The sequence below is a fragment of the Paenibacillus selenitireducens genome (genome assembly GCF_002021565.1).
GTDB classification, from domain to species: Bacteria; Bacillota; Bacilli; order Paenibacillales; family Paenibacillaceae; genus Paenibacillus_K; species Paenibacillus_K selenitireducens.
This window is the reverse complement of sequence record NZ_MSZX01000002.1, coordinates 521,824-543,765: the sequence shown is the minus strand read 5'-3', so window position 1 is coordinate 543,765 and position 21,942 is coordinate 521,824. Positions and strand designations below refer to the sequence as shown.

Sequence of the window (21,942 nt, the reverse complement as noted above, 5' to 3'; positions counted from 1 at the left end):
CTTTCTCCCTATCATAACACATTGCTACTCACAATAAAATCAATCTTCACGCTACTGTGCTTGTTTTGTAACAAGTTCCGTGGCAAATGTGAGTGCTTCTTCCAATTTGGATGGATCTTTACCGCCAGCTTGTGCCATATCAGGACGTCCACCGCCGCCACCGCCGCAAATCGCTGCGATTTCTTTGATAAGTTTACCCGCATGGTAGCCGCGCTTGACAAGATCCGGAGACACGGATACAACAAGGTTGACTTTATCTTCTGCAACTGCGCCAAGCACGAGGATCGCTGACTCAAACTTCGCTTTGAGCTCATCTGCTACACCGCGAAGCGCATCCATACCATTCGCATTCACTTTCGCTGCAAGAAGCTGTACGTCACCGATTTGTTTCAATTGATTCGTTAATTGACCCGCTTCAATGCTGCCTAATTTGGCTTGAAGGGATTCATTCTCACGTTGTAATTCTTTAATTTGTCCGAACAACGCATCCAAACGTTTAGGCACATCGTTAATATTCGATTTTAAGAGAGAAGCGCTTTGTTTGAGCACATCTAACTGCTCATCCATATACTTATACGCATGACGGCCCGTTAAGGCTTCAATTCTTCGCACACCCGATCCAATACCGCTCTCGCTAACCAATTTGAACAATCCAATTTGTGATGTATTGCTTACATGGCATCCACCGCATAGCTCAATACTGTATGAACCTACTTGAACGACACGAACGACGTCACCGTATTTTTCACCGAATAGTGCCATGGCGCCCATCGATTTCGCTTCAGCAATAGGCTTTTGCTCAATTACAACATTCGTACCCTTCCAGATTTGCTCGTTCACACGACGTTCAATATCTGCAAGCTCTTCTGCTGTAATACTTCCGAAATGCGAGAAGTCAAAGCGAAGACGATCCGCTTCCACTAAAGAACCCGCTTGATTAACGTGCTCGCCTAACACATCTTTTAATGCACGGTGAAGCAAGTGTGTTGCTGTATGGTTCTTAATAATATCTTCTCTTGCCGCTTTACGTACAGTCGCTTGAACCGTGTCTCCAACACGGAGTGTGCCGGATTGAACCGTTACAAGTTGAACATGCTGGCCTTGCGGCGCTTTGAATACACCTTCCACTTGAGCCGATACCGCGTCATTGGTTAATGTACCTAAATCACTAATTTGTCCGCCGCTCTCAGCGTAAAATGGTGTACGATCTAGAATGACTTGGCAGCTTTGACCTTCTTCAGCAAGATCTGCCCAAGCATCCTCCATAATAATCCCGATCACTTTTGCTGGAATCTCCAATTCATTATATCCAACAAACTCACTTTTAGACGTAAAATCAGACAGGACGCCGCCTTGCACTTTCATACTTTCGGTCTCTTGACGAGCTGCACGTGCACGATCGCGTTGTTCTTGCATCGCAGCGTCGAAGCCTGCGCGGTCTACGGTAAGGCCATGTTCTGAAGCATAATCTTCCGTTAAGTCGAACGGGAATCCGTACGTATCATATAATTTGAAAGCTTCTGTACCGCTAATTTCCGTCACGCCATCTTGCTTCGCCTTCTTGCTAAGATCCGATAGGATCGCTAAGCCGTCTGACAATGTTTCGTGGAAGCGTTCTTCCTCCGTACGAATGACTTTCTCGATGAACTCGCGTTTCTCTACGACTTCCGGATAGTATACGCCCATGACATCGCCTACGACCGAAGTGAGTTGGTACATGAACGGACGGTCCATGCCCAGTACTTTGCCGTAACGAACTGCGCGACGCAGCAAACGACGAATGACATAACCGCGACCTTCATTCGAAGGAAGCACGCCATCCCCAACGGAGAAAGCAACGGTACGCACATGGTCAGCGATAACTTTTAATGCAACATCCACTTCTGTATTCTCACCATATTTCACATTCGCAATTTGGCAAGCCGCTTGAATGATCGGTTGGAATAGGTCCGTGTCAAAGTTCGAATCCACATCTTGCAATATCGAAGCAAAGCGCTCTAGACCTGCGCCTGTATCAATGTTCTTATTCGGAAGCGGCGTAAAGCTGCCGTCCTTGTTATGGTTAAATTGAGAGAACACCAAGTTCCATACTTCAAGGAAGCGTTCGTTCTCGCCTACTGGGGTACATTCTGGATCCGATAGATCTCCGTATTTCTCGCCGCGGTCGTAGAAAATTTCTGTACAAGGTCCGCAAGGGCCTTCGCCGATATCCCAGAAGTTATCTTCTGTCTTATAAATACGTTCTGCAGGAATACCGATCTTCTCATTCCATAGCTTGAAAGCTTCTTCATCTTCAGGGTATACCGTAACGGAGAGGCGTTCTGGATCAAACCCGATCCATTTCTTATCCGTTAGGAATTCCCATGCCCATGTGATGACTTCTTCTTTGAAGTAGTCGCCGATGGAGAAGTTCCCTAACATTTCGAAGAACGTGTGGTGACGACGTGTTTTGCCTACGTTCTCAATATCATTGGTACGGATACATTTCTGTGAATTCGCGATGCGTGGATTCTCTGGTTTCACGCGGCCGTCAAAATATGGCTTCAGCGGCGCCATCCCTGCGTTAATCCATAGCAACGAAGGATCGTTGTGTGGAACAAGCGGAGCACTAGGTTCAATATTATGACCTTTACTTGCAAAGAACTCTAACCATTTGGACCGAATTTCACTAGCTTTCATCGGTAGTTACCTCCATATTAAAATGTAGTTTTATAAGTAGGTGTGGGTGGGCGCAGGATGTCAACCGCTAAGGGCGATGGGTGAATTGTTCTTCCGATCGCTCTTGTTCCCGGATTTCCTTGATTGGATGAACCCTGATAGGGTTGAAATCCGATCACAAAGGCGAACGCTAACGCTTCTGCAGAACAATTTCAGCCGCTCCGCTATCTTCACCCATCCCCTCGTTAAGCCCACCTCACACCGTTCGATAATAACGGTGTGTCATGACAATGAACGCCGTACAACGAGTACGCAGGTTCATTGCCATTCTTCGGAGCGTTACCCACGAGTCTTGCACGACCATGAACGTAGTACACCAGTACACAGGTTCATGGCGACCCATCGGAGCATCACTCACGAGTCTTTCCTCACCTTGAACGTAGTACATCAGTACGCAGGTTCATTGCCATTCTTCGGAGCTTTACCCACGAGTCTTTCATGACCATGAACGTAGTACATCAGTACACAGGTTCATGGCTCCTCTTCAGAGCAACGCTCTCAAGTCTTTTATGACAATGAACGCCGTACAACGAGTACGCAGGTTCATTGCCCTTCTTCGGAGCGTTACCCACGAGTCTTGCACCCAAGTTCAAGCGAGTCCGAAGGACAGTAGCGGTCTCAGCACACAACCTCCACCAAGCACGCCGCTCTCTCTCCCTAGACAAACTTTGGGTGTCCAGAGGGAAACCCTTTGGGGTCCCCCTTCGAGAAGGGGGATTTAGGGGGTTCGCACTCGCCTAGATTCAGGGGGTTCACACCACCAAAACACAAAAAATCGTCCCCCAAATAAAACAGGGACGAATGATCGCGGTACCACCCTGGTTATCGTCCGATTTCTCTCGAACGATCTCCTCGTAAAGTTGGTAACGGAACTACCCGGCGAAGTTCATTCGCACTCCGAAATTAGCGTTCAGTCGTCCTTCATGGTCAATTCTCTCAGCCGACGCAGCAGAACATCTGACGATGAACCTGCCGAGAAGGAATTCACTCTCTGGATATGGGTGCGACTTACTTGATTTCATCAACGTATTTCATGTTATTTCATAGATAATCTCATTATCATTAAAAGTATATCGGCGAAGCCCAATCCTGTCAAATTCGCCCTTAAATCGTCTTTCTTTTGACGTAATACGCGAAGAAATGCTGCAGAATAACTTTCATTACCGCAAATAATGGAACGGCAAGAATCAGCCCAATGACACCTGCGATTTCACCGCCGACCAACAAGGCAAAAATGATGAGCAACGGATGCATATGCAATGTGCGACCTACCACCTGCGGCGAAATAACATTTCCTTCGAGGATTTGGCATATCGTATTGACAATCACGACGAACAGCACCATTTTCCAAGAAACCATGAACGCCATCAGAATGGCCGGTGCCGCACCGAAGAAGGGACCTAGATAGGGGATAATATTAAAGACCGCTACAACGCTGGCTAATAGCAGCGGATACGGCATGCCAATGATCCAATATCCGATGTACGCAAGAATTCCTACAATAAGACAGACGAGAAACTGACCTCTAATATAATTGCCCAGGGCTTGATCGATATCTTTCATCAGTTTGACAATCTGCTTGCGATGGGAGCGTGGAACATAGAGTATAACGGCCCGCTCGAACACCTCGAAGTCTTTTAGAATATAAAAGATCAGAAATGGTACGATAAACGCAACCATCAGCAAATTAAGCGTTGCCCCAAGGTTGCTCATCAGATCGGAGATCGTGTGCGCCAACTTGCTCTCTAGCTGTCCCAACCAATTAAATATCCCTAAACGAATGCTCGGCGGTAACACGGAATGATTCAAATCATGCACAATGCTCTGCGCCTTCATGCTTAACTCTGGCATATGCTCGTTCAATTCTTGCAGCTGTTTCATGAACATCGGAATGACATTCATAAGAATCACGGTAAGCGATGTTAAGAACACCGCATAGATCAGCAGTACCGCCATTGTTCTGGGTACTTTGCGATCTTTTAATAAGGTGACAATCGGATTCAACACATACGCGATAATGATAGAAATCAAAAAGGGCGTAATCACAGCCTTCAAAAATTGAAAAATCTCCACGAAAATAGGTTTGATGAGCAGCAGCATGTACAAAATCATTAAACCAAGCAACGTAAAGACACTATAGACGAAAAACTTGCTTTTGGTAAATCGCTCCACGATTTCGTATCCCCACCGTTCGGACTAGCATATCCTTCAGTATATGTAGCCGACCGGAAAATTAACCCCCTCAATGCAGAGCAAAAACCCTTCTCCTGTGACGGTTGCGCATTGCAAACACACGGGACAAGGGCATGATTTCACATCTATATTTCCCAAGCTACGGCGATACCTGAACCGAAGGGAATTCTTGTGGCATTTCCTCTCCAAAAAACAGATCATCCAATGAGCTCAGCGTTCCGTCCTCTTCCACTTGAAACACCGACATCTTTTCTCCGTTCACGGTTAGCTCAATAAAGCATCCCCAGCAATAAAATTGGTGAGAACCAATCTTGCCGATATCCTTGGAGTTGCAATTTGGGCATCTCATCATAAAATTCACCTATCCATTAACAGAAGTAATGATTTTCTCCAGACGTTGCTCACTATCAACTGGAACCATGATGGCATCTTGGCCAATTGTAAGCACATCCGTGACCCGGAGCCACTTACGACCTTCGATGAGATCTGAAATAAAACCATCCGTAATTTCTAACCCTCTTATTGTATTCCCCATATTATGGTCAAAATAAACATCGACAACGCGGCCGAGTTGATTACCATCGGGTGTTAAGAGCGGAAGATCACGTAATTTGTGATCTCCGCACATGAGTGTGTATTGTATATCGACGGCGTTCTTCTTCTGAATCGCCTGTTTATTCTTAATCATTACAGCATCTTCACCGCAAGCCATAATCTCGTGCCAAGGCACCATGAGAATGGTAGACGAGAACAATTTCCTCGGTTCAAGTTCAATCCCTTCAATATCCCAACGGGCATCCACATGAAAATCTTGAACTCTTCCAATCCTTTTGCCCGTATCCACTTCATAAATGGGTAAGCCGATCATTTCCAGCAGTTTCATGGTGCTAAAGAGGTCCCTCCTCGTTCGGTAATACCATCTGAACACCTAGCAATCAGCCAATGACTGTCGCCTAGTTGTTCTCCGAAAGATGTGGAATGCTTGTCCCTCCTTGTCCACAGAGTAATCCTTAACTTTATTTACGCATACGACTCAAAATGGTTGCAATTTTTTGGACGGTAAATTCCACATCTTTTATAGTATTGCCCAAACCAAAGCTAAAACGTACAGCCGATTGCAAAACTTCATCAGAAAGATGCATGGCTTGAAGAACATGTGATGTTTCTAGCGATCCGGAAGTACATGCAGAGCCGCTTGCAGCCGCAATACCTTCCATATCCAGGTTCATCAACATGGTCTCTGTCGGAGCTCCTAGTAAGCTAACATTTAAAATATGCGGCAGACATTCCGTAGGATGTCCATTGAGTACGACACGTTCTGTGCCAAGTTGAGACTGTAGCAGCTGGAACATAGTCGATCGTAAATGTGAGGTAGTATGAATTTTATCGTCTAGTGAATCTGTCGCTAGCTCCACGGCTTTCGCAAAGCCCAAAATTCCGGCGATATTCTCTGTGCCAGATCTGCGTTTGCGTTCCTGAGAGCCCCCGAACAGAAGAGGATCAACGGTTGTGCTGCGAGCCATATACAGCGCCCCAACACCTTGAGGTCCATTAATTTTGTGGGAGGAAAAACTCATGAGGTCTACAGGTAATTCGGATACGTCAAATAAACAAGCTCCTAACGCTTGCACGGCGTCTACGTGAAATCTAATTCCTCTAGCACGGGCTAATGTACCAATCTCACGAATGGGTTGTACAGTCCCTACTTCATTATTCCCATACATAATACTAATCAATAAGGTCTCAGGTCGTATGGCAGCTTCGATATCCGCCACATCTACTCGCCCCGTCGCATCAACAGGAACGTAAGTAACTTCCATTCCCATACGCTCAAGCTGCGCACAGGTATGCAGAATCGCATGATGCTCGATCTGAGAGGTTATGATATGATTCTTCCCGCTGCGATCCCGTTCGTACGATACAGCGCCGAAGAGCGCCATATTGTCGCTCTCCGTTCCACCTGAAGTAAACACGATTTCGTTCGGCTGACAATGAAGTCTTGCTGCAATCCGATCTCGTGCTTGATTTAAGTAATGTTTGGCTTCACGGCCTACGCGATGAACGCTTGATGCGTTCCCGAAATGTTCCCGCATGTAACGGGTCATTTCCTCGATCACCTCGGGATGCATAGGCGTCGTTGCTGCATGATCTAAATAGATATAAGACATTTCCTTCACCTGCTTCTAACAGAGCTGTATCGTAAGGCGTCAATTAAATGTAGAACATATAATTATCTAACGCGCCCTCATCTTTAAATGCGATTAAATCCGCTAATGTTGTTGAATCTAACACTTCGGCAATGCCATCACGAATACGCAACCACAAATCACGTTTTGCGGGATCATCTTCCTCAGTGAAATCAACCGGCGAGATCGGTCCTTCAAGGACGCGAATTACATCTCCAGCCGTGATTTGTTCAGGTTCTTTCGCTAGAATATAGCCGCCGTATGCGCCGCGAATACTTTTTACAAGTCCTGCATTACGCAATGGAGCAACAAGCTGTTCTAAATAATGCTCTGATAATTGATTTTTCTCCGCAATACTTTTTAATGATATTGGACCATCACCAAACTTAGCTGCCAATTCCATCATAATCGTTAGCCCGTAACGGCCTTTCGTAGATATTTTCAAAAAGAGCACCTCTCTCATTCACATTAAAATTCAATATCATGGTATTCCGATTATTCCAATAACACACCTTTGTTTATGTTAACACATTTATCATCGTTATGGGCAAAAAAACATCAACATATTCACAAGAATGTTCATCATAACACAGATTTTCCAAACCGCGGTTCGAAGATTTACGAATGTTATGTTACAATACAAGGTGATATTGAGTGAATGTTCAAAAAAAATGAACAACCTCTAAGATAATACAGGAAAAATGGTGATAACTATGTCGAATTCAATAGCGAACACTCGTGTCGTTGTAGGGATGTCAGGCGGCGTCGACTCATCGGTTACCGCACTGCTTCTGAAGCAACAAGGCTACGATGTCATCGGTATATTCATGAAGAACTGGGACGATACGGATGAGTTCGGCCACTGCACCGCAGAAGATGATGCGGAAGATGTGCGCCGCGTATGCGAACAAATCGGAATCCCTTACTATACAGTCAATTTCGAGAAGCAATATTTTGATAAAGTCTTCTCTTATTTCCTTGAGGAGTACAAGCGTGGAAGAACGCCGAATCCGGATGTCATGTGTAATCGCGAGATCAAATTCGGTGAGTTTTTGCAAAAAGCCATCGATCTCGGCGCTGAATATGTCGCAACAGGACATTATGCGCGCGTCATTGAAGAAGACGGCACATACAAGCTTCTTCGCGGAGTGGATAACAACAAAGACCAAACCTACTTCTTAAATGCGCTGAATCAACAACAATTGTCAAAGGCCATGTTCCCTATTGGCCATTTGCCGAAGCCGGAAGTTCGACGAATCGCGGAAGAAGCCGGATTAGCTACGGCGAAGAAGAAAGACAGTACAGGTGTCTGCTTTATCGGCGAACGCAATTTCAAGGAGTTCCTCAGCAATTATTTGCCTGCCAAATCCGGTAAAATGATCGATATTCGCACCGGTGAAGTGAAAGGCGACCATGATGGTCTGATGTACTATACGTTAGGACAACGGCAGGGGTTAGGAATTGGCGGGTCCGGATCTGGCGAGCCTTGGTTTGTTGCAGATAAAGATCTAGAGAAGAACATTCTATATGTTGTGCAAGGTGACCAACACCCAAGTCTTTATTCCACAGGACTCACAGCTACCGGAATCAACTGGATCAGCGGTCACGCAGATAAGTCTCAGCCGCTGCGTTGTACTGCGAAGTTCCGCTATCGTCAGCCTGATCAAGGCATGACATTAACTTGGACGTCGGATGATACAATGGAAGTAACATTTGATCAACCACAAAAAGCCATCACACCAGGCCAAGCTGTCGTTTTCTTCGACGGTGAATTATGTCTCGGCGGCGGCACGATTGATCAAGTTCACAAAGTACAAATCCAAGAGGCGTAAATCTACGCCTCTATTATTCTACAACTGCCTTTGGCCGTGAGGAATACATGTGATATTAGCTATTTATGAAGGGTGATTATCATCGGCATCGAAGTAACCTTCCTGCCGCATGCTTCAGAAAGTGTTCACATGTTTAACCTCTTCGCTGCCATCCGGCAGTTTTTTTGTGTGCTCCTCTTGACATTGACGTTGATAATCATTATCATTTGAATCAACATAGAAATTCGTACTTGATCTTTTACTACACATGATAGTTTCTCGATACTTATAGATAACGGATGATGGTCAAAGGAGTTGCTGGACGGATGAATCGATTATTTACGGAACATTTGAATATCGCTTATGAAGAGCGCTTAATTGTTGAAGACTTGAACTTAACGATACCGGAAGGTAAAATCACAGCACTTGTCGGTGCGAACGGATCGGGTAAATCGACGATCTTAAAAACAATGGCACGTATTATGAAACCTCAGAAAGGTACGGTCATTCTTGATGGGCGGTCATTACACCGACAATCCACCCGCGAAGTAGCGAAGCAGCTTGCGATCTTACCGCAGAATCCGATCGCTCCTGAAGGGTTAACCGTAAAAGAATTGGTCTCCTACGGCCGCTTCCCACATCAGAAAGGCTTCGGCAGTATGAGTAAAGATGATCATGAAATGATCCAATGGGCGATTCAAGTAACGGGTATGCCCGCTTTTGCCGATCACCCTGTCGATCAATTATCTGGCGGACAACGTCAGCGTGCATGGATTGCGATGGCTTTAGCGCAAGGCACGGATCTCTTATTCTTGGATGAGCCTACTACTTTCTTAGATATGGCGCATCAGCTTGAAGTATTGAAACTTCTAGAGAAATTAAATCAGGATCAGCAGCGGACCATCGTGATGGTCGTCCATGACTTGAATCACGCCTCCCGCTTCGCGCAGCATATGGTTGCGATTAAGAGCGGTAAAGTCACAGCCTGCGGCTCGCCTGTAGAAGTGATTACGCCCGATGTGATGCGCGAAGTTTTCGGCATTGAAGCAGACATCGTAACAGACCCTCGAACAGGTCTACCATTATGCTTGCCATATGAATTAGCAGGCGAATCCTATAGCAGTACATCTAGTCGTCCATCTGCGACCAATGTGAAAGAACCTGTCACTTTGCAAGCTGTAGCCGCAGCGCAATAATCAACCCAAGATTCAACCCTAGGTTAATGATAGAAACCCTCACCCTCTAAGAAAAAGTCCTAGAAGTAAGATCATACATCCCTCACTTTGTATGATTTTTACAAATAGGGCTTTTTCTTATGTTATCTGTATGTTATGTTGGATATATTTCGGACCAGGCGGGACAGACAGGAGAACGATCATGAAACTCAATCTTAATTTAAATCATATGTCAAAATTCCCCAAGGAGGTTTGGGTATTCGTATCTGCAAGCTTCGTCAATTCGTTGGGTAATGCATTCATGTGGCCGTTAACGACACTTTATATTTTCTCATTCTTTCATCGTTCCGCAGCGGATGCAGGGCTTGTATTACTTGGACAAGCCTTAGCTAGTATCATGGGACAACTTGTCGGAGGCACCTTATTTCATCGCATAGGCATGCGAACATTAGTGGTATGGGCCCTTGCGATTACGTCTTTATTTCAATTCTCACTCATGTTCACAAGCAATTTCCATATCTATGCAGGCTTGATGGCGTGTATTGGATTTTTCAATGCGATTAGTATGCCGGCCATATCCGCGTTTATCGGCTTTCGTTGGGCGGATCGCAGACGGGAAATGTATAACATTGCTTATGTCGGCAATAACCTGGGTGTAGCCATAGGGACGGCTTGCAGCGGAATTATTGCAAGTTTCTCCTATCATTTGACCTTTGTGATGAATGGCGTGACATCGATTTTGTTCGCTACGTTCTTCTGGATTTTCATGCGCAAAATGGATTTGAATGTGTCGACAGAGGACATGCATAAGCAGAAAAAAACAAAATCAAGCTTCAGTCAAACGTGGCAATTGCTCGGGGCGTATCAATTATACTTGTTTATGGCTATGGGCGCCCTATTTATCATGTTCGGTAATTCCATATGGGGAACCGGGATCTCAACGTTTCTCGATTCTGAAGGCATGAAGCCGATATCGTACAGCATCCTCTGGACTATGAATGGTGTACTTATATTTGTGGGACAGCCCTTCGTGAAATGGTTGAACCAGACCTTCATGAGACAGTTAACTTCGCAGCTAACGGGAAGCGCCATTTTCTATTTCGCAGGTTTCGTCATGATCTTAATCAATCATAGTTATCCGATGATTGTTCTTGCCATGATTACCATTACCATCGGAGAGATGTTGATCTCCCCTACCATCCCTGCCTTCATCAGCGAACGCAGCGGATCGCACGCTCCCTTCTACCTTGGTGTTGAAGGCGCAATTAGCAGTCTAGGACGATTATTCGGTCCCTATATGATTGGTCTCATGTATGATGCCGGCGGTATTCAGCACGCAGCTTGGGTAGCGGTAGGCGGTGGAATTCTTGCTGTCGTATGCTGTATGATCCACGCCTCCTTCCATCGCGATGAATCCGCAAGCTTGCATGCGAACCATCGGATGTAAGCTGTTTTACCTGATCGTCAACCACATCCCTAACCATGCACCCGCAATACTGATCGATACGGAACAGAGCACGTATGCCGCAGCTTTGTTCCATAGACGCTGCTCAAGCAGCCGTATCGTTTCTACCCCGAACGTGGAAAAGGTCGTGTATGCTCCGCAAAATCCAATGCCTAACAAGGCATATAACATGGATGAGATCTCGCGCTGCTCGTGCAATCCTGCGATGCAGCCGAGAATCAGCGAGCCGCTAATATTAATGACGAACGTACCGTACGGGAATTTAGACGTTGATCGTAACGATATCCAGGTACCTAAGAGAAATCGCAGGATACTGCCACAGATTCCTCCAAGACCGATCCACCAGACCATCAGACAACCTTCCCTTCCGATTTAGACTTCGCAGCACCAAGATATCCGAGTCGAACACCCGCAAATGCAAGCAATAGCCCCACGATGACACTGCTCACAATATATAACAACGCCTTTCCCATATGTCCATCCTGCATCAAATGAACGGTATCTACCGCAAATGTGGAGAACGTTGTGTAGGCACCAACAAATCCGGTACCAATCGCAAGTGTCACATGGGGAGGGATTTGGAACTGTCTTCCTGCCGCCGTAAGGAACCACCCTAAGAATAGGCACCCTGTCCAGTTAATTATGAGAATGCCCCATGGAAAACCATTCACAGCGGGTATCCATTCACTTATTCCATAGCGAAGCAATGCCCCCGCGAACCCGCCAAGTCCAACCGCAATTCCTTTTTTATACATCGCTCTCTACCACCTGATTTACAATATGTACATACATTTAACCACACAAATTACCAAAAACCTACGTCATGACGCCAATCTTAACAACTTGTTAACAAAAAATTCATAGTTCGTCTGCCAGATCAATACCATTTTTCACATCTTCATGGTATCGTTATCACAGGCGCAATCCTTATTGCAGCATCCATAAGGAGGTTTCAAAATGAACCGATATACCATCGTATTCGAAGTCGGTGGAACCGAGATTAAAAGTAGCATTGTCTCAGAATCGGGGAACGTTGTAGAGAAGACCGTCCGCAATTATCCAGCGTATTCAAATCAAAGCCGAAATTTTCTATTGGATTACCTGTATGAACTGATTCGTAAGCAAGCCGCAACGCTTTCTGGAAGAACAGATGAAATTACAGGAATCGGGTATGTGTTTCCAGGTCCATGCGATCATGAACGTGGCGTCAGCTACATACCGACCCAACAGAAGTACGGAGCACTATCAGGAATCAGCATTACCGATGCGATGAAAGCACGCCTTAATGCAGATCTAAGATTGTTACCTCGAATGGCTGCAAATTATCGAATTTTCTTCGATCAGGATGCAACTTGGCCAAGTTTGAAACCTAGAGAATTGATGCAAGTCGGTGTATAAAAAAATAAAAGAAATCTAAATAAATTACGCCCATGGCTGCTTCATGCAACCATGGGCGCTTCTATGTCCAGATGTGACTAACTATCGTGCACAATAACCCCTTTAGATACGCGCAATGTTGGATACTGTTCCATAATTGCCGGTATATCTGTTAACGAGAAGCGATGACTACCGATTCGTACGGCGTCGGAACGCCTTCGCTGTTGTACCCGTCTCGCGCTTAAACATCGTGCAGAATTGCGCTTCACTTGAAAAGCCTGATGTAAGTGCAATCTCCGATACCTGCAGTGATGTCTCATACAACATCAGCTTCGCATACTCCATACGCTTCCTGAACACATACTGCAGTGGTGCGAGACCATATGTCTCTTTAAATAAATGACGAAAACGATCATAGCTATATCCTGACATTCTAGCTAAGGATTCAATCGAAATCTTCCCCCTGTAATGTTCGTCCATATAATTTCGTATGTACTGCAATTGGTCGCCCGTCAACTCTGCAGATTTGCGCCGGTCGGTCAACCGTTGAATATGAATCACCAATTCACCCGTCATCAAATTCAGCATTTCGGCGTAGCCCTGCTTCTTCCCCGTGAATTCTTCATGCATTCGCAGAATGAGCTGTTGTAAGTGATTGTCAGTGTCATCTTGAATAACAGTATTCATATTGTGTAGAAAGCTATTATCGCTATGAAAGCCAATAAAGAGTACTTCCCCACCCTCGTTGTGCCGCTCATCGTGAATCGTCCCCGGCGAAATTAAAGCTACCATTCGGTCCCAGAACTGATACTCCTTCGAACCAATCCGAGTTGTACCAGAACCCCCGAAATAATAAACGAGCTCATAACATGCATGGCTATGATAAGGGATGTATCGATCGTTATTACGCCTTGTGTAAAATAGGAAATCTAGGAAATCCATATAAACTTACCTCCAATATAGCCAGATCGTATAATAATATTGACCGAAAATGCATAATTTATCGCTATTACTCTTGATATAATGATAGTACATTGATAGCCAAATCATTAAAGTATCGCGAGCTTAAATGATGAAGCTGTTAATCTATACCACTGAACAGAAACGAGGTAACATCGATGAAAAAAGCGCTGAGCCTGCTCATTGTATTAACGATCATTTTTGTAACCGCTTGCTCTAAAGATACCTCATCTGGAGGCAATGAGTCTACCGCCAGCAACGGCGCCAATGACGCGTTAAAGGTTGTTCTGCTCATTCCGGGTACACTAGGAGATAAATCGTTCTTCGATGCCGCTAACAATGGATTGAACGAAATCAAGCAAAAGCTAGGCGCAGACACAAAAGTAATTGAGATGGGAACAGATCAGACCAAATGGGAACCTACCTTTAATGATATCGCCTCACAGGATTGGGATGTCATCATCTCTGGAGGCTCTCAAATTACAGAGCTCATGAATAGCGTAGCTGAAAAATATCAAAAAAAAACGTTTATCAACTATGATACAGACATTAACGAGGTCGCATCCAACGTGTATGCTGTATCCTATGCTACGAACGAGATCTCTTTTCTAGCAGGTGCAACAGCAGCACTCCTATCTACTTCGAATCTGCCACACGCAAACCCTGAGAAGGAAATTGGCTTTGTTGGAGGCATGGACATTCCGGGTATCAATGCTTTCTTAGTCGGCTATATTGAAGGAGCTAAATACGTTGTCCCAGATATTAAGGTAGCCATCTCTTACGCAGGTGACTTTACAAATCCAGGTAAAGGCAAAGAGCTTTCCCTGCTGCAATATAAATCTGGCGTTGACGTGATCTTCAATGTAGCAGGCGGAACGGGTCTTGGTGTATTTGATGCAGCCAAAGATCAGAAGAAATATGCAATCGGTGTAGATTCTGATCAATCTGCTATGATGCAGGGAACCGATGATGAGAAGGCAAATCTCATTGTTACATCTGCAATTAAAAAGATTGACCAAGTCATCTTTAATGCTGTGAAACAAATGCAAGCAGGCACACTAACAACGGGTAAACTTGAGATCGCAGGCCTCAAGGAAGATGGCGTCGGTCTTGCTGAGAATAACGTGTATCAAAATGTCCTTTCGGAACAGATTCGCACACAGATCGCTGATCTGAAGAATAAACTTGCCTCGGGAGAAATCAAAGTCAGCAATGCGATGGGCATGGACACGTCCAAGATCGATGAGATTCGCCAATCCGTAAAACCTTGATTTACCTCCAAAGGGGATTCCGACCGTTTCGGAACATCCCCTTTTCTATTTTTCAGAAACACATCATTGAAAGGAGATAACATCCTATGGAGATTTCTCCACTACTTGAAATGCGCAACGTTACGAAGATTTATTCGAACGGGGTTCTCGCTAATTCCAATGTAAACTTCTCTCTTGAAAAGGGTGAAATTCATGCCATTGTCGGTGAGAACGGCGCAGGCAAATCAACCCTGATGAAAATGATATTCGGATTAGAAGAACCTAGTGAGGGCGAAATTTATTTAAATGGAAAGAAAGTGAAATTCCAATCTCCTCAAGATGCCATTGATCATGGCATCGGCATGGTACATCAACACTTTATGCTCGTCCCATCATTTTCAGTCGTGGATAACATTATTCTCGGCATGGAACCAATAAAAGGGTTCAATATTGACTACAAAGATGCTGTCCGTATGACGGTAGAGCTATCTGCCAAATACAATCTTGCTATCGAACCGTTGGCGAAGATTGAAGATTTATCCGTCGGTATGAAGCAGAAGGTTGAAATCCTCAAGGTGCTTATTCGTGGTGCAAACATTCTTATCTTGGACGAGCCTACCGCTGTCCTCACGCCGCAAGAGACGGAAGAATTATTCCGTGAGCTGCTCGGCCTCAAGCGCGAAGGTCACACGATTGTGTTTATCTCCCATAAGCTGAAAGAGGTAAAGGAAATCTGTGATCGTATTACGATTATGCGTGCCGGAAAAACAGAAGGTGTATTTCAAGTTGCTGATGTTACAGAGCAAGAAATTTCTAGGCTTATGGTCGGTAGAGACGTAATCCTGAAATATGACAAAACCAATCATCAGCCCGGCTCTCCTGTGCTTCGAGTAGAGCATGTATCCTATGCCGAGTCTGATGCCAAACCACTGTTGAACAATATCAGCTTTACCATTCGTGAAGGTGAAATTGTAGGTATTGCAGGCGTCGAGGGCAATGGACAAGCAGAGCTTATCAAAGCACTCACTGGACAGATTTCTGACTTCACAGGACATGTTGCTATCGGTGAACATCGCCTACAGGGCCATACGATGAAAGAAATTCGCGACCTTGGCATGTCTTACATTCCTGAAGACCGTATGCACCAAGGGACCGCTGCAGATGCAAGCATTTCAGATAATCTCATTTCTAGATTCTATCGATTTAAAGCATGGAACAAAGGCCTCTTCCTGAACAAGAAAAAGATAACAGAATTCTCCGAAGAACAAATTAAGCGTTATAAGGTTCGGTGCAGCGGACCCGAGCAGCTTATTGGCATGCTCTCAGGAGGCAATATGCAGAAGATCGTCGTGGCCAGAGAATGCGACGATAAACCCAAGCTGCTCATCGCCGAGCAGCCTACGCGAGGCGTTGATGTGGGCGCTGCACAGTTGATTCATCAACGATTGCTTGAGATGCGCCAAGAAGGATGTGCAATTCTTCTCCTATCTGCTGATTTAAATGAAATTCTTGAAGTTAGTGACAGCCTGCTTGTCATGTATAATGGGCAATTCGCGGCTTACTTCCCGGATGCAAAGCAAGTCAAGGAAGAGGATTTAGGATTCGCCATGCTGGGGCTCAAACGGCATAACGAGGATCAAATTAGGAGGGCAATTCATGTTTAAAGCGAAACACTTCGAGAAAATACGGACGTTAGCCGTTATTCTTATTTCCCTGCTTCTTACGTTTGTCATTATTGCCTTTGTCAGCGACAATCCATTGTATACCATAGCTGTGTTCTTATTCGAGCCGATATCATCCGTTTCCCATATTGGCAATGTTGTGGAAATGGCTATTCCGTTAATGTTCACGGGGCTGTCTGTTGTACTCCTCTTTCGAACGAATATGTTTAATTTAGGTGCGGAGGGCATTTTTTATTTCGCAGGTATCGTGGCCTCAACCATTGCGATTCATGTCACCATGAGCGCTTGGTTCCATCCAATTCTAGCCATCCTGGCAGGGGCAATCACGGGTGCTTTACTGTCTGCCATTCCAGGTATACTTAAGGCCAAGTGGAATGTGAACGAGCTCGTTACGTCGTTGATGTTCAATAGTATCCTGTTCGGAATCGGTTTATATTTCTTGAACTATAAATTGCGGGACCCGCAAGCCTTTGCAAACTCATCCTACAAAATGCAGCCTTCAGCGCTGCTGCATAATCTAATTCCGGGGACACGCATTCATACTGGGCTCATTCTTGTCATTATTAGTATTATTGTTGTGCATTACTTTGTATATAGAACCAAATGGGGATACGAGCTGCGTATGACAGGCTCAAACCGCTCTTTTGCGGAGTATTCCGGGATTAATACCACCAAAGTCATTATTATCGTGCATCTTATCGCTGGTTTCTTGGCGGGTATGGGCGGTTCGGTCGAGGTACTCGGCATGTATACGCGCTTTCAATGGACCGCCTTACCTGGTTACGGCCTAGATGGCGCTTTAGTTGCCCTGCTTGCTAAGAATAATCCGTTGTCGGTTATTGGTGCTGCGTTATTCTTAGCTTATATCCGAATAGGTGCCAACCAGATGTCTATTCTATCCGACGTCCCATCGGAGATGATCTCCATTATTCAAGCCGTTATTATTCTACTCATTTCAGCGGAGCAATTCTTGAAATTCTGGAAAACTCGGATGTTGCTGAAGGAGGCTGGCATTCGTGAATAACTTTATGCATCTGCTATTCTCAACAGACTTTGCATTCTCGGTCCTTCGTGTGATGACGCCGATCTTATTCGCTGCGTTAGGCGCTTTGATCTCGAACAAAGCAGGCATCGTCAACATCGGCTTGGAAGGAACAATGCTTGTAGCCGCTTTAACCGGTGTCATCACAAGCGCATATTCTGGCAGTGCTTGGGTCGGTTTGTTATGTGCGGTCCTATCTGGCGTTATCATTGCAGCTCTTCTAGGCTTTTTTACACTAAAATTCAAAACGCATATCATCTTAGGCGGTATTGCGGTCAATATGTTTGCATCCGGTGGAACGGTCTTTATTCTGTACTTGGTCAGCGGAGATAAAGGGGCTTCCACCTCCTTGAAAAGCGGCGTCCTACCGAATCTGCATATTCCGCTGATTCAAGATATTCCGGTGTTAGGGCCGATTCTGTCTGGACATAATGTACTTACTTATGTATCTCTAGTTGCCGTTGCAGGTCTTTATTATTTGCTCGCCAAAACACCTTTAGGCTTGCAAATTCGAGCCGTGGGTGAGAATCCAAAAGCTGCTCAATCCGTCGGTGTAAAAGTCAACCGCATTCAATTTATCTCGCTGTTAATTAGTGGATTCTTCGCATCATTAGGCGGTGCGTATATGTCCATGGGCTACTTGTCGCTATTTACGAGGGATATGACTGCCGGAAGGGGCTGGATCGGCATTGCAGCGGAAGCTGTGGGCCGCAGTACAACCATCGGTACCTTCTTATCTGCCTTACTCTTCGGAGCTGCCGATGCACTAGCGAATGCACTTCAAATTCTGAAGCTGCCTGCAGAGCTAATTGGGACAACTCCGTACATTGTGACTGTCATCGCGCTTATGGTCTATGCGATTTCAGAATCGAAAAAGAAAAAAAGAAAGCTGACAAAAGCCAAGCTAAAGGAGACCAAATCTTCATGACGAAACTGCCAATCGAACCTGGGCAAGCATTCGAGCAATTACCTAAAGTAGAGCTGCATTATCACTTAGATGGCGGACTTCGACCTTCTACCGTTCGTGCCTTAGCAACTGAAGCCGACATTCCGCTTCCGAAAGATGAGGAGCAATTTCTCCAACTCATTCAAGTTCAAGATAGCTGTAACAGTCTCACATCCTATCTAGAGAAATTTCAGCTGCCCATCTCGCTCATGCAAACCGCAGCAAATCTCGAACGTATCGCATTTGAGGCCGTAGAAGACGCCGCGAACACCAATGTGAAATATATCGAGATTCGTTTTGCTCCCCAGCTGCATGTGGAGCAAGGATTAACCTTAGAAGCCATCGTGACGGCGGTATTGAAAGGGATGCAGCGCGGGGAAGCGCAATGCGGGACAATCTCTCGGCTCATTCTCATTTGCCTGCGCAATCACCCTGTCTCTATGAATGAGCAAGTGCTCGAACTGGCCAAAATGTTCTATCGCAAAGGTGTCGTCGGCATTGATCTGGCGGGAGATGAAGCAGGCTACCCTGCTATTCTTCATAAATCTGTCTTTGAAGCTGCTCATCTCGCAGGCATTCCCATCACGATCCATGCAGGTGAAGCTGCTGGTGCTGATAGCATTCGAGATGCCATCTTTGCACTTCACGCGCAAAGAATTGGACATGGCGTTCGACTTGAGCAGAATCAAGATCTCTTGTCGCACGTTCGAGAGAGTCAAACAACACTAGAAATGTGCTTCAGCAGCAATATACAGACGAAGGCGGCAGCAGATCGGAGCTTGCATCCGATTCGGAGGTACTATGATGAAGGTATCGCCGTTACCGTCAATACCGATAATGCGACAGTTTCCAATACAACATTAAATCTGGAATATGGGCGATTAGCGAACAATTTCGGATTTGAACCTCGTGATTTCATGAAAATGAATACGCTCGCTATTAAAGCCTCATTTGTGGAAGACGAGATCAAAGCAGCATTACTGCGAAACCACTTCGCTGAATAATATAAGTGGTGAATGACTAGGTAATCATCCAGGGAGAGGAATGAAACCAATGAACCGCGTAATTATTGATACCGATATTGGAAGCGACATTGATGATGCGATGGCGATCGCTCTCGCTTTGCGCTCGCCAGAATTGAAATTAGAGGGAATTACTACAGTGTACGGCGACACACATCTTCGTGCCAGAATGGTTAGCAAAATGCTGAAACTGGCAAATCGGACGGACATTCCCGTCTTTGCGGGGTTGAACGATCCCTTGCTCCGTAATCGTCCCATTTGGATGGCGGGCCATGAAGGCGTAGGACTCATCGAACCGGCGGAAGAACTAACCTATGACAGCCGACATGCGATTGATTTCATTATTGATACGGTAATGAATAACCCCGGCGAGATAACACTGATTCCGATCGGACCATTAACAAACATTGCCGCAAGCCTGATTCGCGAGCCCCGCATCGCCCAACATGTCAAGGAAATCGTCCTGATGGGAGGAGTTACTCGACTCGGCGATAATGGAACAGATATGCGTATTGCAGAGCATAATATCGTCTGTGACCCGGAAGCCGCGTCCGTCGTATTCAACAGTGGGGCACCTATTGTGATGGTTGGGCTCGATGTGACCTTAAAGGTTCAAATTACGGAACAGGAACGAAGGCAACTTCTACAGTCCAATGACCCGCTTAATCTGAAACTTGCGGACATGATGAAACATTGGTTTGATTTTGTCCAAGAACAACATACTTTTATGCATGATCCACTCACGGTATCGTTACTGTTAGACCGCAGCCTCGTTACGACGAAGAACATGCATGTTCAGATCGAATACGATCATCGGCCTAAGACAGGGCAAACACTGGCTACCCTTGCGGAGCCAACGAATGTAGCGGTATGCTTGGATGTGGATGCAGATCGAATGGTCAGCATGTTAATGAGCCGTTTGTTAAAAGGATCATGACGATGCACTTGCTGTTACAAAGTTCGGTGCACAGAGCGGCATGCCGTCGAACACTGATGTGGAGCAATTATTAAGAAAAGTGCTATAATGCAAAAAGACGACACTATCCCTTTTACAGGATGAGTAGTCGTCTTTTGTTCTTATCGATAATGGGCGTGCACAGACTAACTATCGTGCACAATAACCCCTTTAGATACGCGCAATGTTGGATACTGTTCCATAATTGTCGGTATATCTGTTAACGAGAAGCGATGACTAATTAACGGCTCAACCTGAACGATCCCCTTCTCAATCAGCGCAATCGCTTCCTCATGGGTATAAGGATTAATGAAAGAACCCATAATTCGCAGCTCTTTGGTAAAAATCTCGAACGGTGAGACTTGAATGAACGTATCCGGGGAAGCCACGCCGAACATTAATACTTGTCCTCCCTTACGCGATGCCTTCACAGCCAACTCCATCGAGTCCGCACGGCCAACGCATTCAATGACAATATCAAACTGATGGCGAAGAGCATCCATCACACCTTCAGCCGCAGGAGATACCGCTTCATCTGCACCTAATTCGACTAATCGATCATGTTTGAATGCTTCCGGCTCACTAACTATAATTCCTTTCACGCCCGCTGCCTTGACGAGCTGCAGGAACAATTGGCCAATAAAGCCGCCGCCGATAATAAGAACTTGGTGTGTCGGACGAATATCTAATTTCTTAAATCCGTGAAGCACACAACCTAAAGGCTCAATCATGGCTCCCTCAATCCAGCTCAACTCATCAGGCAGCAAATAACAGTTCGCTGCCGGTGCAACGCAATACTCACCCATGCCACCATCACGGGTCACCCCAACCGCTTGCAAGTTATCACATAAATGTACTTTGCCGTTCCGGCAGAAATAACAGTTCCCGCAATAGATGTTCGGGTCCACGGATACTCGATCTCCTACTTGCAAGTTCGTAACCTCATCCCCCACAGCGACCACTTCACCCGCGAGTTCATGCCCTAATACGATCGGAGGTGTCACCTCTGCAGACCCTGGAAACCCATGATAAATATGCTGATCTGTCCCGCAAATCCCGCAGCCTTTCACACGCAGCTTCACTTCATTGGGGCCAACAGCTGGAACCTTCCAATCCGTAAACTCAATATGCTTATTCCCTTGAAATACAGCCGCCTTCAT

21 protein-coding genes are annotated in these 21,942 nt (G+C 45.5%); 10 read left to right on the top strand and 11 right to left on the bottom strand.

Annotated elements, in window-relative coordinates; all coding sequences use genetic code 11:
* Positions 1–51 precede the first annotated feature (51 nt).
* The 7 genes from alaS to cymR all read right to left on the bottom strand — a co-directional run bounded on the left by alaS (position 52) and on the right by cymR (position 7,542).
* Entirely contained in the window at positions 52–2,679 is a 2,628-nt protein-coding gene (gene alaS / locus BVG16_RS06745; RefSeq protein WP_078497765.1) for an alanine--tRNA ligase, read from the bottom strand.
* A gap of 235 nt (positions 2,680–2,914) precedes the next feature.
* Entirely contained in the window at positions 2,915–3,076 is a 162-nt protein-coding gene (locus BVG16_RS32725) for a hypothetical protein (RefSeq protein ID WP_158081634.1), read from the bottom strand.
* A 746-nt stretch (positions 3,077–3,822) separates the two neighbouring features.
* Entirely contained in the window at positions 3,823–4,890 is a 1,068-nt protein-coding gene (locus BVG16_RS06740; RefSeq protein ID WP_078497764.1) for an AI-2E family transporter, read from the bottom strand.
* A gap of 160 nt (positions 4,891–5,050) precedes the next feature.
* Complete coding sequence (locus tag BVG16_RS06735) at positions 5,051–5,263, bottom strand: hypothetical protein (protein WP_078497763.1); 213 nt, start codon at positions 5,261–5,263, stop codon at positions 5,051–5,053.
* Between the two features lie 9 nt (positions 5,264–5,272).
* Positions 5,273–5,794 (bottom strand): PRC-barrel domain-containing protein, encoded by a 522-nt coding sequence (locus tag BVG16_RS06730; RefSeq protein WP_078497762.1) that lies wholly within the window; start codon positions 5,792–5,794, stop codon positions 5,273–5,275.
* A 133-nt stretch (positions 5,795–5,927) separates the two neighbouring features.
* A complete protein-coding gene (locus BVG16_RS06725) occupies positions 5,928–7,079 on the bottom strand; it encodes a cysteine desulfurase family protein (protein WP_078497761.1) in 1,152 nt (383 codons plus the stop codon).
* 43 nt (positions 7,080–7,122) lie between these two features.
* Positions 7,123–7,542: a cysteine metabolism transcriptional regulator CymR gene (gene cymR, locus BVG16_RS06720; RefSeq protein ID WP_078497760.1), complete on the bottom strand. Its 420-nt coding sequence runs from the start codon at positions 7,540–7,542 to the stop codon at positions 7,123–7,125.
* A gap of 268 nt (positions 7,543–7,810) precedes the next feature.
* Here cymR and mnmA point away from each other — a divergent pair, with 268 nt between their 5' ends.
* The 3 genes from mnmA (at position 7,811) to BVG16_RS06705 (ending at position 11,530) form a co-directional block, all read left to right on the top strand.
* Positions 7,811–8,929, top strand: coding sequence for a tRNA 2-thiouridine(34) synthase MnmA (gene mnmA / locus BVG16_RS06715; RefSeq protein ID WP_078497759.1), 1,119 nt, complete (start codon positions 7,811–7,813; stop codon positions 8,927–8,929).
* Between the two features lie 305 nt (positions 8,930–9,234).
* Positions 9,235–10,104, top strand: coding sequence for an ABC transporter ATP-binding protein (locus tag BVG16_RS06710; RefSeq protein ID WP_078497758.1), 870 nt, complete (start codon positions 9,235–9,237; stop codon positions 10,102–10,104).
* 181 nt (positions 10,105–10,285) lie between these two features.
* A complete protein-coding gene (locus BVG16_RS06705) occupies positions 10,286–11,530 on the top strand; it encodes an MFS transporter (protein WP_078497757.1) in 1,245 nt (414 codons plus the stop codon).
* Positions 11,531–11,536: 6 nt separating this feature from the next.
* Here BVG16_RS06705 and crcB (BVG16_RS06700) read toward each other — a convergent pair whose 3' ends face one another.
* Positions 11,537–11,899: a fluoride efflux transporter CrcB gene (gene crcB, locus BVG16_RS06700; protein WP_078497756.1), complete on the bottom strand. Its 363-nt coding sequence runs from the start codon at positions 11,897–11,899 to the stop codon at positions 11,537–11,539.
* Complete coding sequence (crcB, locus tag BVG16_RS06695; RefSeq protein WP_078497755.1) at positions 11,899–12,303, bottom strand: fluoride efflux transporter CrcB; 405 nt, start codon at positions 12,301–12,303, stop codon at positions 11,899–11,901. Before crcB (BVG16_RS06695) ends, crcB (BVG16_RS06700) begins: the two co-directional genes overlap by 1 nt.
* 202 nt (positions 12,304–12,505) lie before the next feature.
* Between crcB (BVG16_RS06695) and BVG16_RS06690 the strand changes: the two genes are divergently transcribed.
* Positions 12,506–12,946, top strand: coding sequence for an ROK family protein (locus BVG16_RS06690; protein ID WP_078497754.1), 441 nt, complete (start codon positions 12,506–12,508; stop codon positions 12,944–12,946).
* 168 nt (positions 12,947–13,114) lie between these two features.
* On the opposite strand, the gene BVG16_RS06685 is transcribed toward BVG16_RS06690, so the two are convergent.
* Positions 13,115–13,867, bottom strand: a complete 753-nt coding sequence (locus BVG16_RS06685; RefSeq protein ID WP_078497753.1) for a helix-turn-helix transcriptional regulator — start codon at positions 13,865–13,867, stop codon at positions 13,115–13,117.
* 176 nt (positions 13,868–14,043) lie between these two features.
* On the opposite strand from BVG16_RS06685, the gene BVG16_RS06680 reads away from it, so the two are divergent.
* The 6 genes from BVG16_RS06680 (at position 14,044) to BVG16_RS06655 (ending at position 20,764) form a co-directional block, all read left to right on the top strand.
* The gene (locus BVG16_RS06680; protein ID WP_078497752.1) at positions 14,044–15,156 is read left to right on the top strand and encodes a BMP family ABC transporter substrate-binding protein; all 1,113 of its coding nucleotides are present in this window, start codon (positions 14,044–14,046) and stop codon (positions 15,154–15,156) included.
* A gap of 86 nt (positions 15,157–15,242) precedes the next feature.
* Positions 15,243–16,799 carry an ABC transporter ATP-binding protein gene (locus BVG16_RS06675; protein WP_078497751.1) on the top strand — a complete coding sequence of 519 codons (1,557 nt, stop codon included), beginning with the start codon at positions 15,243–15,245 and terminating at the stop codon, positions 16,797–16,799.
* Entirely contained in the window at positions 16,792–17,841 is a 1,050-nt protein-coding gene (locus BVG16_RS06670; protein ID WP_078497750.1) for an ABC transporter permease, read from the top strand. The genes BVG16_RS06675 and BVG16_RS06670 overlap by 8 nt, the downstream gene beginning before the upstream one ends.
* Positions 17,834–18,787 carry an ABC transporter permease gene (locus BVG16_RS06665; protein ID WP_198957427.1) on the top strand — a complete coding sequence of 318 codons (954 nt, stop codon included), beginning with the start codon at positions 17,834–17,836 and terminating at the stop codon, positions 18,785–18,787. The genes BVG16_RS06670 and BVG16_RS06665 overlap by 8 nt, the downstream gene beginning before the upstream one ends.
* Complete coding sequence (gene add, locus BVG16_RS06660; RefSeq protein ID WP_078497749.1) at positions 18,784–19,809, top strand: adenosine deaminase; 1,026 nt, start codon at positions 18,784–18,786, stop codon at positions 19,807–19,809. The genes BVG16_RS06665 and add overlap by 4 nt, the downstream gene beginning before the upstream one ends.
* A gap of 49 nt (positions 19,810–19,858) precedes the next feature.
* A complete protein-coding gene (locus BVG16_RS06655) occupies positions 19,859–20,764 on the top strand; it encodes a nucleoside hydrolase (RefSeq protein ID WP_158081633.1) in 906 nt (301 codons plus the stop codon).
* Positions 20,765–20,928: 164 nt separating this feature from the next.
* Here the strand turns inward: BVG16_RS06655 and BVG16_RS06650 are convergent, their stop codons facing one another.
* Positions 20,929–21,942 carry a zinc-dependent alcohol dehydrogenase family protein gene (locus BVG16_RS06650; RefSeq protein WP_078497747.1) on the bottom strand — a complete coding sequence of 338 codons (1,014 nt, stop codon included), beginning with the start codon at positions 21,940–21,942 and terminating at the stop codon, positions 20,929–20,931.

Bases quoted from the DNA above. Each gene is read 5' to 3' on its own strand.
- mnmA (WP_078497759.1), top strand. From the start codon at position 7,811: ATGTCGAATTCAATAGCGAACACTCGTGTCGTTGTAGGGATGTCAGGC.
- BVG16_RS06650 (WP_078497747.1), bottom strand. From the start codon at position 21,942: ATGAAGGCGGCTGTATTTCAAGGGAATAAGCATATTGAGTTTACGGAT.
- BVG16_RS06680 (WP_078497752.1), top strand. From the start codon at position 14,044: ATGAAAAAAGCGCTGAGCCTGCTCATTGTATTAACGATCATTTTTGTA.
- alaS (WP_078497765.1), bottom strand. From the start codon at position 2,679: ATGAAAGCTAGTGAAATTCGGTCCAAATGGTTAGAGTTCTTTGCAAGT.
- BVG16_RS06675 (WP_078497751.1), top strand. From the start codon at position 15,243: ATGGAGATTTCTCCACTACTTGAAATGCGCAACGTTACGAAGATTTAT.
- crcB (WP_078497756.1), bottom strand. From the start codon at position 11,899: ATGGTCTGGTGGATCGGTCTTGGAGGAATCTGTGGCAGTATCCTGCGA.
- BVG16_RS06730 (WP_078497762.1), bottom strand. From the start codon at position 5,794: ATGAAACTGCTGGAAATGATCGGCTTACCCATTTATGAAGTGGATACG.
- BVG16_RS06725 (WP_078497761.1), bottom strand. From the start codon at position 7,079: ATGTCTTATATCTATTTAGATCATGCAGCAACGACGCCTATGCATCCC.
- BVG16_RS06685 (WP_078497753.1), bottom strand. From the start codon at position 13,867: ATGGATTTCCTAGATTTCCTATTTTACACAAGGCGTAATAACGATCGA.
- BVG16_RS06670 (WP_078497750.1), top strand. From the start codon at position 16,792: ATGTTTAAAGCGAAACACTTCGAGAAAATACGGACGTTAGCCGTTATT.
- BVG16_RS06705 (WP_078497757.1), top strand. From the start codon at position 10,286: ATGAAACTCAATCTTAATTTAAATCATATGTCAAAATTCCCCAAGGAG.
- BVG16_RS06710 (WP_078497758.1), top strand. From the start codon at position 9,235: ATGAATCGATTATTTACGGAACATTTGAATATCGCTTATGAAGAGCGC.
- crcB (WP_078497755.1), bottom strand. From the start codon at position 12,303: ATGTATAAAAAAGGAATTGCGGTTGGACTTGGCGGGTTCGCGGGGGCA.
- BVG16_RS06690 (WP_078497754.1), top strand. From the start codon at position 12,506: ATGAACCGATATACCATCGTATTCGAAGTCGGTGGAACCGAGATTAAA.
- BVG16_RS06735 (WP_078497763.1), bottom strand. From the start codon at position 5,263: ATGATGAGATGCCCAAATTGCAACTCCAAGGATATCGGCAAGATTGGT.
- BVG16_RS06655 (WP_158081633.1), top strand. From the start codon at position 19,859: ATGAACCGCGTAATTATTGATACCGATATTGGAAGCGACATTGATGAT.
- add (WP_078497749.1), top strand. From the start codon at position 18,784: ATGACGAAACTGCCAATCGAACCTGGGCAAGCATTCGAGCAATTACCT.